A 16,420-nucleotide genomic window follows, 5' to 3' on the forward strand; every position below is an offset into this window, starting at 1 on the left:
GGTACCATTATGGTACCGCTGAAAATCTATGCAGCCTGAGCCGGCTTAATTTTTTTGTATTTGAAATACTGGAATGCTATCATAGCAGAAATTCCGCCTACTCCCACTATATCCGTCATAAGCGTAGGATTTATGAGAAGAAGCCCTGATCCAAGAAGGAAAAGTCTTTCAAGCCAGCTAGCCTTTCCATAAAGCCATCCGGTCATCGCGGCGCTTATTCCAAACATACCCATTAGGGAAGTTATCGTGATACGTATTACGTCAACTGCCGTGGTATCTATAAGAATCAGCGCAGGGTTCATGACGAATATATATGGTATTATGAAGGCTGCCACTGCAAGCTTTGTAGCCTGAACTCCCGTCTTGAAGGGGTTCCCCTTCGCAATAGCTGATCCTGCGTATGCCGCAAGTGCAACCGGAGGAGTTATGTCCGCAAGTATTCCGAAATAGAACGTGAACAGATGGGCCGCAAGAGCAGGTACTCCAAGCTGCATAACTATAGGCGCTGCTATAGTCGATGTGATCAGGTAGTTTGCTGTAGTAGGAACTCCCATTCCAAGAACAAGAGAAGTTATCATTGTGAAGAACAGCGTAAGCGAAACCATTCCGCCAGCTGCTGCGATAAGTCCTCCGCCCAGCTTGAGTCCTACACCTGTAAGCGTAACTATTCCAACTATTATTCCGGCAACTCCGCAGGCACATGCAACGCTTATGATGTTTCTTGCACCATTTATGAGTGCCTCAAAAAGGTCCTTCAGCGGAACGCGTGTGCTCTTTCTAAGGAACGGAGCTATTACAGCTGCAAGTATACCTCTTGTAGCCGCATAGATTGGAGACATGTCCATTCCAAGCAGTACTATTATTACAACTATTGGCAGTATAAGGTGGCCTCTTTCCCTGAATATCGGGCCTACCTTAGGAAGCTGTTCTCTTGGTATTCCAACGAGCCCAAGTTTTTTCGCCTCGAGGTGTATCATCATCCATATACCGGTAAAATAAAGTATCGCCGGTATGATCGCAGCCTTGGCAACGTCAAGATAAGGAACTCCTACCGCCTCAGCAATAAGGAATGCTGCCGCTCCCATGATAGGAGGCATTATCTGTCCTCCTGTAGATGCCGCTGCCTCAACTGCAGCTGCAAACTCCGGCTTGTAGCCGAGAGATTTCATAAGAGGTATAGTGAACGATCCTGTAGAAACTGTATTGGAAACCGATGATCCTGATATGGTTCCCTGAAGTGCAGAAGTCAGTACGGCAACCTTAGCCGGTCCACCAGCTGCAAATCCTGCAATCGAGTTTGCTATATCTATGAAGAACTGACCTATTCCAGTCTTTTCGAGGAAAGCCCCAAAAAGTATGAACAGGAATATGAAGGTCGCACAGGTTCCAAGAGGCAGTCCTATGATCCCCTCCGTCGTATAAAACAGATGAGTTACTATACGCTCTACTCCATAACCTCTGTGATTAAGGAAACCTGGCATACTTCTGCCGAAATATGCATATGCTATGAACACAGATGCAATTATTACTATTGGCCATCCTACCACTCTTCGACAGGCTTCGAGAACGAGCAGAGTTCCAATTAAGCCAACAATTACATCCATCTGATTGTAAGCACCTGATCTTCCGATTATTGCTTCAAAATTAAAGATATAGTATGCGACTATGCCGAAAAACGTTGCTGACAGTATGTAGTCAAGTATATCGATCTTCTTTCTGCTTCTGTTCTTGGTTGCCGGATAAAGTAGAAACGCCAGCGTTATTACGAACCCAAGATGGGACATCCTGAGAAGCTGTGCAGGAATAGTTCCGAGCAGAGCTGTATACAGCTGGAAAAGAGTAAAGCACAGCAGTATCGCTGTGGTTATAGTCTTCCACGGGCCTTCAAGCTTTCTGAAAGCAGATTCCTTGTCAAGCCTTGCCAGGAGCTCTTCCTTGTCTATTTCCTCCTCCACATCCGGTGTTATATCTACCTGAGAGTTTTTTATGACATCGCTGTCATTTTTTTTCTTCCCAAATTTCACTCTTCCACTTCCTTTCAATTTAATTCTTGAATTACTTTTAGCTTTGATTAAAAACTATATTTATGATTTCATTATTTCAAATAAAGATGTTTTTTCAATCCTGATGTTTATGGTCTTATAAGGCCGTAATTCATAAAGCCTGAGTTTATCATTCCCATAAATGAAAATATGATTCGCTATCCCTGCTGATGCAAAATTTACGCTGTCAATCCAGTTCTGCGGAAAGTCTATCCTCAGCCTGTCTCCGTCTTCAGTCATCTTCATACCTTCATCTATAGTATCCATCATGCCTGCACCATAGTTTTCAAACCATCCGCTGGTCAGGCATATTCTGCCGGTCGCTTTATCCAGAAAATACCTTTCAGTGATTAGACCTTTGTTTACCGAGTGCCTGAACTGAATATCAAAATAAGCGCCATTATCAGGACTGAAGCTGCTTACAAGCTCTCCATCCGAGGTCCTGAGATTAAGTCTCTGAAAAGCCGGTACGAACATCGAAACTGTTACTGCAAATAAAACAGACAGGGCTATAAGCCCCATCTGCATATTATATTTCATTATCCTACTCCAACCTCAGAGAAGTATTTTGCCGCACCCGGATGTAATGCTACAGTAACGCCGTCTGTTGCCTGCTCAAGAAGGATTTCTTTTCCTTTTGCATGAGCCTCTCCCAGCGTTGGAAGGTTTTCATAAAGTGCTTTTGTGAAGTTGTAAACTTCTGTCTCGTTAAGATCTGCTCTTGATACTATTATCGCTCTTACAGCTATAGTGCTTATGTCCTCTGGAGTTCCATAAACATCTTTAGGAATGGTAATAGTTGTATAGAATGGATAGTCAGCAACAAGCTTTTCAGCCTCAGCTCCGTCTATATTCAGAAGCTGAACCGGTCTTGTAACCGCAAGCTCAACGATAGCAGTGTTTGGCACACCTGCAGTTACGAAGAATGCGTCAAGCTGATTGTCCTTGAATGCGTTTCCGCTCTCTTTGAACGAAAGACGACTTACGTTTACGTCATCAACAGTCATTCCATAGGCTTCAAGAACCTGAAGCGCATTCGCCTCAACCCCTGAACCTGCATCACCTATTGAAACTCGCTTGCCTTTGAGGTCTGCAACTGTCTTTATTCCGCTGTCAGCTCCTACGACAAGCTGAACTATCTCAGGGTAAATAGAAGCCACTGTGCTTACTCCCGTGATTTTTTCGCCTTCAAACAGCTGAATTCCCTTGTCCGCGTAGTCAAGAACGTCATTCTGCACTATTGCATAATCCGCCTCTCCTTTGGAAACAAGCATTATGTTCTCTTTTGATGCTCCTGTAGACTGAACTGTGATGTTAGTTCCTTCAACAGCTCCGTTTATTATAGTTGCCATAGCTCCACCAAGTGGATAGTAAGTACCGGATGTTCCTCCTGTTGCAAAAATGTAATTTCCGTTGTTAGTAAGCGCACCTTCTTCAGCTGCAGTAGTATCTCCTGAACCACCGCAACCAGCAAGTGACATCCCCATTGCTAAAACTGTAAGTAAAGCCAATCCTGATTTGAATTTTCTTTTCATTGTAAATCTCCTCCCGTGAATAGATTTGGCATTTCAGCTGCAATTAACAGTCTCGTCTGAATATTGCGTTAAAGTTGTTAATCAGCTGTTTCATATAAGATATCACAATTATCCCCTTTTTTCAATAGAAAATATGATAATAACGTCCCTTTAGCTCATGAATTTTAAACCAACCCTCAATTCATTATTCATGAAATTCAATATGTCTTTATCGTCATTTTTCATGCAATCTGTTCACTGATTTATCAGCATATCCTGTCATAATTAATTTTAAATAAAAAAACAGATGCCATGATGGCATCTGAATTGATCTTAAAACAGTAATTATTAATTTATTGTCAATATTTTTTTGCTAAACTGTCAGCAATCTTTTGATTACATCCCTCATCTTCCTGTGAGAATTCTCGGTGCTCATAACTGCCATTACAAGAAGCGTGCAGTTTGATACCTCATCAAAAGAATACGAGTAGACATCATATGCGAGATACTCTCCAAAATGAGAAATCACAGCCTTGAGCTCTGCGTTTGCATACTCATCGGACTTTGCCATGAGTTCATTCATTATCTGCTCATCCTCATACTTAAGGGTATCATCATACCCAAGAAGGCTTATGTCGAGCTCCAGCCTCAGCGCGGCAGCGTCATCTCTCTTCGTTGCATTGCTTATGTCTTCCCTTACGCGAAGCCCGGTCTCAGATTCAACATGTTTTCCCAGTTCTTCAGTATCAAGCACTTCATTTCCTAAAAGTCTGTACATTTTTTCACCGTTTCTTATCTGAACTGAGGAGGTATGTTGCCTTTTGGCCTTGCCGCCATGTTTATCTTCATTGTCTCATACTTTATTATCTGGTTGGATTTTTCTTCATAATATATCGCATATGAGTTTCCAACCTTCATGTTGAGCTTCTGCCATGAGTAAAGCTTTTTTGAAGATTTTCCGGTCTTAAGTATTACCGTGTACTTTCCAACCTTGAACCTGTTCTTGGGAGGAGTGATCGAAAGCACTTTTCCCTCGATTGCATATTTCTTTCTTTTATAAGAAAGATACATCCTTACGAGCAGCGCACCCACACCTATCGCCATTATTGCAAATGGAATCCTCAGCCACAGGCTCTTGTAAAATATCGTTCCCACTACAAGCAGCACGAAGGCCGCCACTATACCTGCTATCTGCAGCATTGCTTTTCTTTTTTCAGTCACGTTTTTATCCCACCTTAATCATATTCTCAATAGAACGATTATACCAAATTATTCCGTATTTTAACAGTACTATTTTTTCTCGTGTTTAATTAATTTAAAAATCTCGTGCATGCAATAAGTATCATTAAGGCTGTACTCACTATAAATGCACTGTAATCCGATCTGGACATGGAAATCTCATTCATTCTTGTCTTTCCCTCTCCTCCACGGTAGCACCTTGACTCCATGGCCATGGCAAGCTCATCCGCTCTCCTGAATGCGCTTATGAAAAGCGGCACGAGCAGCGGCACGAGGCTTTTGGCCCTCTCTACGATGTTGCGGCTCTCAAAATCAGCTCCTCTTGCCATCTGAGCCTTCATTATCTTGTCCGTCTCTTCAAGAAGAGTAGGAATGAATCTAAGCGCAATCGTCATCATCATAGCTATTTCATGAGCTGGAAGCCCAACTTTCTTAAATGGATTGAGCAGCTTCTCTATTCCATCAGTAAGCTCTATAGGAGATGTCGTCAGCGTAAGCAGCGAAGTTCCCACTATGAGCAGCACCAGCCTTATTATCATGAAAAGTCCGAGCCTTAGTCCCTCATAGGTTACCTTGATAAATCCAATCGACCACAGGATCTCTCCCTGAGTCAGAAGCGCGTTGATCAGGAATGTTATAAGAAGCAGCGGCCATAGAGGCTTTACTCCCTTCATGAGAAACTTTCCCGGCACTCCTGAGCTTTTTGAAAGCAGTGCAAGAAACGCCACTATCATCAGGAACGGATAGAACTGGTCTATCATGAATATGGTTATCATAAATACAAAGGTGAACATTATCTTAACTCTCGGGTCAAGCCTGTGTATTCTCGAATCTGTTGGGTAATATTGCCCAAGCGTTATATCCTTAAGCATTATCCTTACTCCTTATCAGTCTTAAAATCTGTTCCTTAGCCTGTGCCATGGTTATTATGTCAGGCTCTATGTCATAGCCTCTGCTTCTCAGCTCGTTCATGAGCGTTACTACCTTTGGCACTCCCAGGCCTATCTCATGAAGCCTCTTCTCATACCTGAAAACCTCCTTCGGAGTCCCGGTAAATTCAACCTTTCCCCTGTTCATCACTATAAGAGTGTCTGCAAGCCTCGACATGTCCTCCATGGAATGGGAAACAAGTATTATCGTAGTTCTGTTCTTTCTGTGGATCTCCTTTATCTGATCCAGTATCTCATCTCTTCCGTGAGGATCGAGTCCTGCAGTAGGCTCATCAAGTATCAGCACCTCAGGCTTCATGGCTATTACTCCCGCAATGGCCACCCTTCTCTTCTGTCCTCCCGAAAGCTCAAACGGAGACTTGTCCCTGGATTTCTCAGGATCAAGACCTACCATGTTCATGGCTTCGATTACTCTTTCCTCCACCTCAGATTCCGAAAGTCCCAGCTTTTCAGGACCAAAGGCTATATCCTTGAAAATAGTCTCCTCAAACAGCTGATATTCAGGATACTGGAACACAAGCCCCACCTTTTTTCTTACATCTACAAGAGACACTCCCTTTTGAGTAATATCCATGCCGTTTATGATTATCGAGCCCCCAGTAGGCTTTATGAGGCCATTGAGATGCTGTATCAGCGTACTCTTTCCAGAACCCGTATGACCTATAAGGCCAACGAAATCCCCGTCCTTTATCTCAAGGCTTACATCATCTATGGCAACGCTCTCAAAAGGTGTTCCCTCATTATATACATATCTCAGATTATTTATAACAATTGACATAATTCATCCACCATTTCTTCCACAGTCAGTATATCCTCTCTCAGCCTGACGCCTTCCAGTCCAAGCTCATAAGAAAGCTCGGTCATCTGAGGGACATCGAGTCCAAGAGCATTAAGCTCCTCTACCCTTGCAAATATCTCACGAGGCTTGCCCTGCATTGTTATCTTACCCTCATCCATGACTATTACCCTGTCGGCATTTGTAGCCTCATCCATGAAGTGGGTTATGTGTATGATAGTCTTGCCCTCTTCCTTGTTAAGCTTGAGGATTGTATCAATTACCTCTTTTCTTCCACTTGGATCAAGCATCGCAGTAGGCTCGTCAAATATTATGCAGTCAGGCCTCATAGCGATTATCCCCGCAATGGCCACGCGCTGCTTCTGCCCTCCCGAAAGATTATGGGGCTGCTTTTTGGCAAACTCCGTCATGTTCACAAGCGCCAGAGCCTCATCGACCCGCTTTCTTATTATTGATTTTTCAATCCCGAGATTCTCAGGGCCAAATGCGACGTCTTCTTCCACGATCGTAGCCACTATCTGATTGTCCGGGTTCTGAAAAACCATTCCAGCCTTCTGCCTGATTTCCCAGATAAGCGAATCATCCTTCGTGTTCATTCCCTTAATATATACATCACCCTGAGTCGGGTAGAATATGCCATTGAAGTGCTTTGCAAGCGTGCTTTTTCCCGAGCCATTGTGACCTATGATCACAACAAACTCGCCTTCTTCTATATTAAGCGAGACATCATCGACCGCATTTTTAGTAATTATTTCATCATCGTATCTGAAAACCAGATTTTCAACCCTAACTATCTCTGACATGACTTCTCCTCTACACAAAATTTCATCCGAGTGTAAATACACCTATATATATTAACATAAATATTGATATTGCGAAATAATTTTGAAATATTATTTATAATTTTTTTCTTCAAATTTCATTCATTTATGATATAATTGAAACGTACATAAAAAATTCAGAGGGCGGTGTCATACTTTGCAGAGAAATCCACTTTTTACAAGAGAAAGAGCAACTTTTTATTTTGATAAAATAGAATACTACTACAAAAACAAAGCATATAGCCAGGCACTCGAGGAGATTGAAAAAAACAAGGACCTGCTTGGTGCTGTGCTAAACGTCGGAAAACAGCTGTCTCTAAACAAGATATACGCAGGCTCGATAGTAAATGTCATGCTCGATATATTCGAGGTGGACGGCAACACCGAGCTTTTTGACGAGCATTTCATGAAATACAGAACAACCCTTGAGCTCCATACAGATCCTCAGATATACAGCAGGCTTCAGGCCTATCATACCGAAAAAAACAGAAGCAGCTCTCTCTCCTCAAGAAAAGAGAAGACCAGCAGGACTGTTGAAGATAAGATCGGCGAATACATAGATAATACCGTAAAGACTACATCTGCGCCAAAACAGAAGGACAACAGGGCCAGATCTATAGAAGAGGACTTCCTCAATTCCATAGGAAAGCCGCTCATCGTTCCCACCGAGCTCAAGGAAGCCGTGAGAACCGAGGAGAAAGAAATATATGGCTCAAAAGATGACTTTGACGGAATCCCTGTATACGAGACGATCCCCGCAAACAAAAGACCCGCTCAGAAAAAAGCCGCTCCTGCCCCGGAAGCAAAGCAGCCTTCTGAAGACAAGCCTTCCAGAGAAAAGCCTTCTGACGATACGGGCCATGATTCATATGTAAAAAATCACACCGTCAGCAAGTCAGTCAGCAAGTCAGGCGGAAGGGTCACCGAGCTCGAGTTCACAAATACAGAAAAGCAGGAAAGAAGGCAGACGCAATCGCCGTCACAGCCAAAATCGCCTTCGACTCAGCAATCTCCTGATAACAGACCTCGAAAGAAATCCGGCGCTGCAAAACCAAAGAAGAAAAAGAAGAAATCACCGGCACCACTCATAATATCTGTAATAGCAGTACTTATACTGTCGGCGGCATTCTACGGCGCTCTGAAATCAGGCATGCTTGATTCCATAATCAATCCAGCTGAGAACCCATCTGCTTCTCAGGACCAGGAAGGATCAGGTACGCCTCAGGCTCCAGATACAGGAGAGGCCAGCCCTCAGGATCAGCCTCAGAATCAGGATACGTCGCTGCCTGAAGACCCTTCTGCAGGCGACGGCACTCAGCCAGAAACAGATACCCCGGCAGAAGAAGCAGCCGACAGCGAATATATACTCCCTTCGGATATAAAATATCTTACCGAAGAAGACCTCGCAGGAATGGACAAGTCACAGATAAGGTATGCAATCAACGAAATGTATGCACGCAGAGGCTGGCACTTTGACTTCGGCGGAGAATACTACGAATATTTCATGACGAAATCATGGTACAAGCCTGATGGAAATATCTCATCTCCGGCACAGGCCGCATCCTCGTTCACGGAAATAGAAAACGTAAATCTTGCAACGATAGTAAAATACAGGGATTCACTCAGCTGATCCGCATATCACAGAATTTAAAAAGCAAAGTTCAGGGACAAATCAGAATCCATGACTTTGCTTTTTTTGATAAATAAATCCTTACAGTACTGGTTTTCAATACAGAGAAAACTCCTATCCCTGGAATACTTTCAGTCTTACCCCTGATTTGGTAAGTGGTTTTGACACCACATAGGCTATGACGAAGTCCACTATGCTGTGTATGAATGTCCCAACGAATACCAGAAGTATAACCGATCTGAGGAATCCATTCTCATAGAATTTTTCCGAAACATTGCCTCCAAAATAAAATGTTGTAACAACCAGAAATTCTGCAAATGCATGTATAAGCGACGTAACAACTGCAAACACTCCAGCCTTTGTCACCGTGTTAATATTGTATCTTGTAAGCCACAGCGCTCCGGCGGTCGCAAAAACAACATGTGAAAGCGCCCTCATTACTATTATCACCGGGAGCCCGCTCATAAGGAATCCGATAGTAGTACCAAGCGCCACCGCAAAGGCTACCAGCGGTGATATGAACATCGCAATAAAAACAGGCACATGGCTGGCAAGCGTGAACGAAGCCGGCTCCAGCACTATCTTTGGCATAAACATAGGTATGATGATTCCAGTAGCACACAGAAGGCCCGCCATTACTATGCTTTCCGTGCTTCTCGATCTTGTAGCAGTTCTCATCTCAAATCTCCTTGAATAAGTATTGTCAGGTGTCTTTACACCTGCAAATACATATTACTCTCTGGAGGCTGTCTTGTCAAGTCCGATTTTTTCTTCAATGAAAATCCCCTGCTTCCTCAGATCTTCTACTATCCTTTCGTAGCACTGCTCATCAGGGCACAGTATCGTATGAAAATGCACCCCGTCGGTAAGCTCTGCAAGAGGCGCTGCATTGCTCTCTCTAAGGTTTTTCAGAAATTCCTCGCAGTCATATCTTGAGGAAAGATTAAGATTGAGCTGAATCTGTCCATAGACGCTGTGCTCAACGATAACATCCAGCACCGTCGCCCCATGGTCTACGATCGTAAACAGCTCGTCCTCAAGCCCTTCATGAAGATGCCTGCAGGTTATTACCTTGAGCACACCTTTTCGCCTTCCGCCTTCATCTATGACATACCCTCTCGGAGTTGACACAACCGGATGCCCCGAGGCTCGAAGAAGCGCTATATCTGATACGATTACCTGCCTGCTCACTCCAAGCTTCGCAGCAAGAGATGATGCGCTCACCGGATTTTTATTAAGGATTCCCAGTATTTCCTGTCTTCTTTCATTTCCATTCATAAATATATCCTTTCTATTTGCTGAATCTTTCGAGTCCCCCAAATACATCATATATGACTTCGACAAGCGTCTTCTTCTCGATTACCTTTATTGAATCAAACTTCATCTTCCTCGAGAATGTACCCGGCGCTATATATACCCTTTCAAAACCCATACGGTCAAGCTCTCTCACTCTCTGCTCCGTGGATGGTACCTTCTTGAGCTCTCCGGTAAGCCCTACGTCGGCTATGAAAACATAGCTTCCCGGTACCGGCTTTTCAGAAAAAGATGAGACAATGCTTATCAGTATTGCAAGATTTATGGCATTCTCCTTGACCCTGAGGCCTCCGGTAGTCTTTATCACCACATTCTTGTTAAGCAGGTTGAACTTGGCTCTCTGCTCAAGTATGCTCACGAGAATATTGAGATGATCCCTCCTTAGCCCTTCTCCGATCCTTGATGGATATGGCATGAAGGATGTCGAAACGAGGCTTTCGATCTCAAGTATTATAGGCCTTGTTCCCTCTCTGACTACCGTGAGCGCAGAACCTGAAACCCTGTCCCTTTCGTCCCTTACAGTCATGAAGAATTCTGACGGGTTGTCTATGGATACGAGCCCTTCTTCGGTCATAGAGAAAAATCCCATCTCTCCGGTTCCTCCGAATCGATTCTTTGTAGACTGGAGCTCTCTGAGCTGTTCCTCATTTTCTCCCTCTATAACGAGAACTGTGTCCACGAGATGCTCTAGCGATCTGAGGCCCGCCATCTCTTCGTTCTTGTTCATCTGGCCCACGAGTATAACCGCTCTTGGCCTCGATGGATTTTTTGCGATCCTTACCATAGCGTTCGCACACTCCATTGTCTGTGTAGGAGAACCCGCCCTTGAAGGAAAATGTTCCTCCAGAGTGAAGGTCTGTATGCTGTCGATTATTATGAGGTCCGGATCTACGGAAGCTATGTGTCCGAGTACATTGTTCATGCTGTTGTCCGGAACCACCCAAATGTTTTCATGTATATTCCTGAGTATCCTGTCCGCCCTGCTCTTTATCTGGCTTTCGCTCTCCTCTCCCGTAGCGTAGAGCACTCTGTAACCCTTTGCCGCAAGATCGTCCGCCACCTGAAGCAACAGCGTGGATTTGCCAGCTCCCGGCTTTGCGGTTATTATGCTGACGGAATCCTTGACTATCCCGCCTCCCATTACCCGGTTGAATTCATTGAGCGAGCTCACTATCCTGTCGCTGTTTCCAGTTTTTACATCTTTCAGCCTGAGGAGTGGATTTACAGGAGCAGCCGAAGATACCGGCTGACCGGCTCCCGGCTTTGCCTTTGAAGGCTTTGCGACAGTAATTTCCTCAATCGTCCCAAAAGAGCCGCATTCAAGACACTTTGCGCTCCATTTGCTGCTCTCGTTCATACAGCTCATGCATCTGTATACAGTCTTAGTTTTCATAAGTTGTTTCCTTTTCAGATATCAAAAAATATGTTATCCTTATTATACAGTCAAAAATGAATTTTGAAAAACATCTGTAACATTGTTTTACATATTTCACACATATTTTTTATAGGTATTCTATATTTTCTTATTACAATTAAAGTGTAGTCAGTGATGTTAAGGTTTTCTCCCAAATACCTTACAATCACACAGAACATATAGTAAAAAAACCCCTTAATGACAAGCTGGTTCCCCGCCAGCTTGTTGTCTTTTTATGCAAAAACAGAGCTATGTCTTTCTCCCGGAATGACTCACTCTGTTTTTTTTCGTCTCAGTCCCGCCTATGCGTCTTTTATGATTCCCTCTGCGACATTTGCGCTTTCATAAAGGAATCTGTATTTCGGATCGACCGGCTCCGCGCTGTTTATGATGGCGCTTCCAAGACATATGTCTCCGTCATAAAGCACGGCTACCTGACCCGGAGTCACAGCCTTCACCGGACTGTCAAATATTATCTTCACTCTTGAATTTCCCATGTCATATACAGTTACCGGAATGTCCGCCTGCCTGTATCTGAATTTAGCAGTGCACTTCAGAGGCATCTGCGAAGGCTCATCCAGCGTCCAGAACATCTCGTCGGCGATCAGGCTCTTCGTGAACAGTGATTTATGGTTCTCTCCCTGGGCAACATAGAGTATGTTCTTTCCCAGGTCCTTTCCGCATACAAACCACGGTTCTCCGCTTCCTACTCCTCCGATTCCTATTCCTCTTCTCTGGCCATATGTGTAATGTATCAGTCCGTGATGGCTTCCGATTTCTTTTCCTTCAACCGTCATTATCTTTCCTGGCTTTGAAAGCAGGTATTTATCCAGAAATTCATCAAAATCCCGCTCTCCTATAAAGCACACTCCCGTTGAATCTTTCTTCTTTGCAGTAGCCAGCTCATGCTCCTCAGCTATTCTCCTTACCTCAGACTTTGGAAGATCCCCTATTGGAAACAGCGCCTTCTGCAGCGCCTTCTGCCCTATCCTTGCGAGGAAGTACGTCTGATCCTTGTTCGAATCCGCTCCACGCTTGAGATAGAACCTGCCATCCTCCTCCTCGACCTTCGCATAGTGTCCCATGGCTATATAGTCCGCATCGAGCTTGAGCGCATAATCAAGAAAAGCATTGAACTTTATCTCCTGATTACACATCACGTCAGGGTTTGGAGTCCTTCCGGCCCTATACTCCTTCAGGAAATAACTGAATACCCTGTCCCAGTACTCCTTTTCAAAGTTTACTGTATAATATGGAATTCCAAGCTGAGCCGCAACTCTTGCAACATCCTCGTAATCCTCGGTGGCAGTACATATGCCTGTCTCATCCTGCTCATTCCAGTTTTTCATGAAAATACCTATAACATCATATCCCTGCTCCTTGAGTATAAGCGCCGCAACAGACGAATCCACCCCACCGCTCATTCCAAGCACTACTTTTTTCTTCATTTCCTGCTCCTTTAAACAAACATGTCCTTAACTTTGTATATCATGTAAATCATCACCAATGCAAAAACCGATGTTGCCGCACCCAGTATCGAAAACAGCCCAGCGCCTGCTCTCAGCCAGTTTATACCTGTGAGAAGCGCAAGAGGTATGATGACTCCAGAAAGATAGATCCCTGTCATCCGCCTGTCCCTTATGCCTCTGAGCGCCCCAAATACTGGAATCACGAGAAGCACCGACATTAAAGGCCCGTACATTCCCGGCGAAAGCACGAGCAGCGAGAGGCACAGAATAACGAACATCCTGTGAAATCTCAGCAGAGCTCCAGTTTCTCCCCTGAAGTCAGCGAGCGAAGCTCTCAGCAGCCTTATATATCTGTTTATCTCTTTTTTTATCCTGTCCGAGGATTTTTTTGAGGAAAACTGACTCTTGAGCCATTCTCCTTTCTGCCTGAGGGCATCATAAACAGCCATCTGATCTTCATGTACTTCAACTTCTCTGTATATATCTGCCAGTTCTGTCAGCTGGCCAATCATCTTCTCCCCGTCTTCCTGAGTCACATCATCTGATTTCTGTATCTTTTTTACGATATCGTCAATCATCGTAAATACCTTTGTCGCCTTCATAATTACGATCTCCTGTTCCTGATTATCCTGATATTTAATTATACAACACATTGATGCCTTTGTGTAGAGCGCCGGATAAAAAAAGCAGGGCATTCTTTAAAGAATGCCCTGCCATTAGCAGCTGTCTTGCAGCTGATATCGACATAAATAATTGTTTACTACTGTCCGCCGCCTGCAAAATACTTTATGATCGGAGAAATACATGAACTGTAAAGTACGAATGCAACGAAAAGCGGAGTAACGTATTTGATCATGAAGTTGAAGTAGCCTTTTAGCGGGAATTTGTGCCCGGAAACTTCTATTTCATCAGTAATGATTTTAGGTCCCCATATCCATCCTACGAATATACACATGAACAGCGCTCCAAGAGGCATCAGCGTGTACTCAGCTATGAAGTCGAATGAATCCAGTATGTCCATTCCAAGTATAGGTCTTATGTGAGATAGCATTCCCTGGCTAAGTGCAACCGGTATTCCAAGTATGAATACTGCGATTCCTGCCATAGCTGTTACTGTCTTTCTCTGCATCTTCTTGCTGTCTATGAAATATGCGCATATAACCTCAAGAAGAGATATAGACGAAGTTATCGCCGCAAAGAACACAAGCGTAAAGAAAAGGAATCCAAAGAAGCTGCCCAGAGGCATCGCCGCAAAAACTTCCTTAAGAGTTATGAACATGAGTCCAGGTCCTGCTGAAGGGTCAAGTCCGAATGCAAATACCGCCGGCATTATAGCAACACCTGCAAGTATAGCTACCATTGTATCCAGTATCGGAATTATTAGAGCACTGCTCTGAAGGTTCTGCTCTTTTCCAAGGTAACTTCCGTAAGTAAGCATTGCTCCCATACCAAGAGAGAGCGAGAAGAACATCTGCGCAAGCGCCGTACCTGCAACCGCGATCGCTGAATCAAAGCTCGCGAATACCGAGAAATCAGGTTTGAATATGAATTCAAGTCCCTTTGAAGCTCCAGGGAGCGTAACGCTTCTTATTATTATGATGATAAGCATAACGAAGAGTGCAGGCATCATTATCTTGCTGTATTTCTCAATACCTTTTTCAACTCCCGCAAGAACTATAAGACATGAAAGTCCAAGGAAGACTGCAAACCAGATTATAGGCTCCGTAGTTCCTGTTATGAATGCCACGAAATAATCCGCTCCGGCCGCTCCGCCAAATCCTGCACCAAACATCTCACCTATGAAGGTGAACGCATATTTAAGTACCCATCCTCCAAGCACACAATAGAAGGATAAAATTACAAAAGCTGCAAAAACACCAAATCCTCCGACAAATCCTGCCCTCTTGTCAATGGATTTGTAGGAACCTACTGCATCCATCTTGGCCTTACGTCCGATTCCAAGCTCTCCTAGCATTACTATAAAGCCTACAGTAACAACGAAAATCAGATAGATGAAGAGAAACGCGAAACCTCCGCCCTTACCCATCTTGTACGGGAATCCCCATAGATTTCCAAGTCCAACCGCGGAACCAACAGCAGCCATTATGAATCCAAAGCTGCTTCCAAACTGTCCTCTTTGTTTGTTTTCCATAGTAAACCTCCTTGTTCATTTTTTGAATATTGCCTGATGACAAACAAATAATTGCATTTAATCTTTACTTATTATATCCGTAATCGAACAAATATGCAACAGAATTTTTTGATAATTCCCACATTTTTTACTGTTTTTTTTCAAATTCTGTAACCATTGCTATTTGTGATATAATAAACATATTTTTAAGCTTTCCGTTGAATTTTTCCATTTCATTTTACGTTAAGCATACCCGGATATTTCATTCCTTATTCAAAAACAAAGGACCGGGATTTAATTCCGGTCCTTAAAGAGCTTTTTATTCTTCATCTTTTACAAAACTCATGAGCAGCATTATCGTCATTCCCATTACAGAAAGCATGGTCGCTATGTTCGCAAGCCAGGAAGGATTCTGATAGTTCAGCACCAGCATGAGCACGAAGAATCCAACGTTCGCATACTCAGAAACGAACTCCCTGTATCTTCGTTTTTTCCTTGCTTTCTTTTTAAGCAGAAGTGCAATCACGGCTATCCCGAGCGGTATCGCTGATACATTTCCATACCCGAGTAGATTCATAAGTATGAATATCAGCCATGGTATCAGAGAAACCATCAGCCAGAAAAACCTTGCCTCATCAATCGGCCCCTCTGCAAAAGCATCTTCATCCTCAGTCTTTTCAGAGCCGCTGTCCTTATTCATATTCACATCTGAATAGCTGTCAACGAGATTCATGTTCCCTATGTGGTAGAATATCATGTTCTTGTCCAGAGTGTCCGGGTCATAAACAAGTATATCCGAGGATTTTCCTGCATCCTCCGGAACATATATGACCTTGTCATATGTGTTTATGTCAAACATCAGATTGATTTCTTCCTGAGTTATGTCTCCCTGAAATATGTCCTCTTCCTCGAGAAGGCTCCTGAGGACAGTACAGTGCGTCTCATGGACATTTACCAGGCTTCCTTCGCCAAGCCTTTCTTTTATATATGGTTCGACAAGCGCAAATGCAAGCTCGTTCCTTTCCTCAAAAACCTCTTTTATGACAAGAATCCTCTGTTTCATAAATTCACCTCAATCTTATAAATACTGAATATAATGA

The 16,420-nt window shown here is 43.6% G+C and carries 16 protein-coding genes; 1 reads left to right on the forward strand and 15 read right to left on the reverse strand.

What is annotated here, in order from left to right:
* Positions 1-26: 26 nt before the first annotated feature.
* The 8 genes from AC4PGZ_RS09690 to AC4PGZ_RS09725 all read right to left on the reverse strand — a co-directional run bounded on the left by AC4PGZ_RS09690 (position 27) and on the right by AC4PGZ_RS09725 (position 7,344).
* Positions 27-2,024 carry a TRAP transporter permease gene (locus tag AC4PGZ_RS09690; RefSeq protein WP_492158416.1) on the reverse strand — a complete coding sequence of 666 codons (1,998 nt, stop codon included), beginning with the start codon at positions 2,022-2,024 and terminating at the stop codon, positions 27-29.
* Between the two features lie 60 nt (positions 2,025-2,084).
* On the reverse strand, positions 2,085-2,582 hold the full coding sequence (locus tag AC4PGZ_RS09695) for a DUF1850 domain-containing protein (RefSeq protein ID WP_492158417.1): 498 nt from the start codon (positions 2,580-2,582) through the stop codon (positions 2,085-2,087).
* A complete protein-coding gene (locus AC4PGZ_RS09700) occupies positions 2,582-3,577 on the reverse strand; it encodes a TAXI family TRAP transporter solute-binding subunit (protein ID WP_492158418.1) in 996 nt (331 codons plus the stop codon). The genes AC4PGZ_RS09695 and AC4PGZ_RS09700 overlap by 1 nt, the downstream gene beginning before the upstream one ends.
* 352 nt (positions 3,578-3,929) lie before the next feature.
* Positions 3,930-4,334 (reverse strand): hypothetical protein, encoded by a 405-nt coding sequence (locus tag AC4PGZ_RS09705; protein ID WP_492158419.1) that lies wholly within the window; start codon positions 4,332-4,334, stop codon positions 3,930-3,932.
* Between the two features lie 14 nt (positions 4,335-4,348).
* Positions 4,349-4,777, reverse strand: coding sequence for a hypothetical protein (locus AC4PGZ_RS09710; RefSeq protein WP_492158420.1), 429 nt, complete (start codon positions 4,775-4,777; stop codon positions 4,349-4,351).
* Positions 4,778-4,866: 89 nt separating this feature from the next.
* Positions 4,867-5,667 (reverse strand): energy-coupling factor transporter transmembrane component T family protein, encoded by an 801-nt coding sequence (locus tag AC4PGZ_RS09715; RefSeq protein ID WP_492158421.1) that lies wholly within the window; start codon positions 5,665-5,667, stop codon positions 4,867-4,869.
* Positions 5,660-6,523 (reverse strand): energy-coupling factor transporter ATPase, encoded by an 864-nt coding sequence (locus AC4PGZ_RS09720; RefSeq protein ID WP_492158422.1) that lies wholly within the window; start codon positions 6,521-6,523, stop codon positions 5,660-5,662. Before AC4PGZ_RS09720 ends, AC4PGZ_RS09715 begins: the two co-directional genes overlap by 8 nt.
* Positions 6,508-7,344: an energy-coupling factor transporter ATPase gene (locus AC4PGZ_RS09725; RefSeq protein WP_492158423.1), complete on the reverse strand. Its 837-nt coding sequence runs from the start codon at positions 7,342-7,344 to the stop codon at positions 6,508-6,510. The genes AC4PGZ_RS09720 and AC4PGZ_RS09725 overlap by 16 nt, the downstream gene beginning before the upstream one ends.
* A 175-nt stretch (positions 7,345-7,519) precedes the next feature.
* Here AC4PGZ_RS09725 and AC4PGZ_RS09730 point away from each other — a divergent pair, with 175 nt between their 5' ends.
* A complete protein-coding gene (locus tag AC4PGZ_RS09730) occupies positions 7,520-8,992 on the forward strand; it encodes a YARHG domain-containing protein (protein ID WP_492158424.1) in 1,473 nt (490 codons plus the stop codon).
* A gap of 114 nt (positions 8,993-9,106) precedes the next feature.
* Here the strand turns inward: AC4PGZ_RS09730 and AC4PGZ_RS09735 are convergent, their stop codons facing one another.
* The 7 genes from AC4PGZ_RS09735 to AC4PGZ_RS09765 form a co-directional block, all read right to left on the reverse strand.
* Positions 9,107-9,670, reverse strand: coding sequence for a hypothetical protein (locus AC4PGZ_RS09735; RefSeq protein ID WP_492158425.1), 564 nt, complete (start codon positions 9,668-9,670; stop codon positions 9,107-9,109).
* 54 nt (positions 9,671-9,724) lie between these two features.
* Positions 9,725-10,270 (reverse strand): transcription repressor NadR, encoded by a 546-nt coding sequence (locus AC4PGZ_RS09740; protein ID WP_492158426.1) that lies wholly within the window; start codon positions 10,268-10,270, stop codon positions 9,725-9,727.
* 13 nt (positions 10,271-10,283) lie between these two features.
* Positions 10,284-11,699 carry a DNA repair protein RadA gene (gene radA / locus AC4PGZ_RS09745; RefSeq protein ID WP_492158427.1) on the reverse strand — a complete coding sequence of 472 codons (1,416 nt, stop codon included), beginning with the start codon at positions 11,697-11,699 and terminating at the stop codon, positions 10,284-10,286.
* A gap of 323 nt (positions 11,700-12,022) precedes the next feature.
* The gene (gene mnmA, locus AC4PGZ_RS09750) at positions 12,023-13,168 is read right to left on the reverse strand and encodes a tRNA 2-thiouridine(34) synthase MnmA (protein ID WP_492158428.1); all 1,146 of its coding nucleotides are present in this window, start codon (positions 13,166-13,168) and stop codon (positions 12,023-12,025) included.
* A gap of 11 nt (positions 13,169-13,179) precedes the next feature.
* Entirely contained in the window at positions 13,180-13,791 is a 612-nt protein-coding gene (locus AC4PGZ_RS09755; protein ID WP_492158429.1) for a hypothetical protein, read from the reverse strand.
* 158 nt (positions 13,792-13,949) lie between these two features.
* Positions 13,950-15,341: a sodium-dependent transporter gene (locus AC4PGZ_RS09760; protein WP_492158430.1), complete on the reverse strand. Its 1,392-nt coding sequence runs from the start codon at positions 15,339-15,341 to the stop codon at positions 13,950-13,952.
* A 298-nt stretch (positions 15,342-15,639) separates the two neighbouring features.
* Positions 15,640-16,383: a hypothetical protein gene (locus tag AC4PGZ_RS09765; RefSeq protein ID WP_492158431.1), complete on the reverse strand. Its 744-nt coding sequence runs from the start codon at positions 16,381-16,383 to the stop codon at positions 15,640-15,642.
* Positions 16,384-16,420 lie beyond the last annotated feature (37 nt).

Source organism: Proteocatella sp. QWL-06, from assembly GCF_058684135.1.

Bases quoted from the DNA above. Each gene is read 5' to 3' on its own strand.
- AC4PGZ_RS09695 (WP_492158417.1), bottom strand. From the start codon at position 2,582: ATGAAATATAATATGCAGATGGGGCTTATAGCCCTGTCTGTTTTATTT.
- AC4PGZ_RS09700 (WP_492158418.1), bottom strand. From the start codon at position 3,577: ATGAAAAGAAAATTCAAATCAGGATTGGCTTTACTTACAGTTTTAGCA.
- AC4PGZ_RS09705 (WP_492158419.1), bottom strand. From the start codon at position 4,334: ATGTACAGACTTTTAGGAAATGAAGTGCTTGATACTGAAGAACTGGGA.
- AC4PGZ_RS09715 (WP_492158421.1), bottom strand. From the start codon at position 5,667: ATGCTTAAGGATATAACGCTTGGGCAATATTACCCAACAGATTCGAGA.
- AC4PGZ_RS09720 (WP_492158422.1), bottom strand. From the start codon at position 6,523: ATGTCAATTGTTATAAATAATCTGAGATATGTATATAATGAGGGAACA.
- AC4PGZ_RS09725 (WP_492158423.1), bottom strand. From the start codon at position 7,344: ATGTCAGAGATAGTTAGGGTTGAAAATCTGGTTTTCAGATACGATGAT.
- AC4PGZ_RS09735 (WP_492158425.1), bottom strand. From the start codon at position 9,670: ATGAGAACTGCTACAAGATCGAGAAGCACGGAAAGCATAGTAATGGCG.
- AC4PGZ_RS09740 (WP_492158426.1), bottom strand. From the start codon at position 10,270: ATGAATGGAAATGAAAGAAGACAGGAAATACTGGGAATCCTTAATAAA.
- radA (WP_492158427.1), bottom strand. From the start codon at position 11,699: ATGAAAACTAAGACTGTATACAGATGCATGAGCTGTATGAACGAGAGC.
- mnmA (WP_492158428.1), bottom strand. From the start codon at position 13,168: ATGAAGAAAAAAGTAGTGCTTGGAATGAGCGGTGGGGTGGATTCGTCT.
- AC4PGZ_RS09755 (WP_492158429.1), bottom strand. From the start codon at position 13,791: ATGAAGGCGACAAAGGTATTTACGATGATTGACGATATCGTAAAAAAG.
- AC4PGZ_RS09760 (WP_492158430.1), bottom strand. From the start codon at position 15,341: ATGGAAAACAAACAAAGAGGACAGTTTGGAAGCAGCTTTGGATTCATA.
- AC4PGZ_RS09765 (WP_492158431.1), bottom strand. From the start codon at position 16,383: ATGAAACAGAGGATTCTTGTCATAAAAGAGGTTTTTGAGGAAAGGAAC.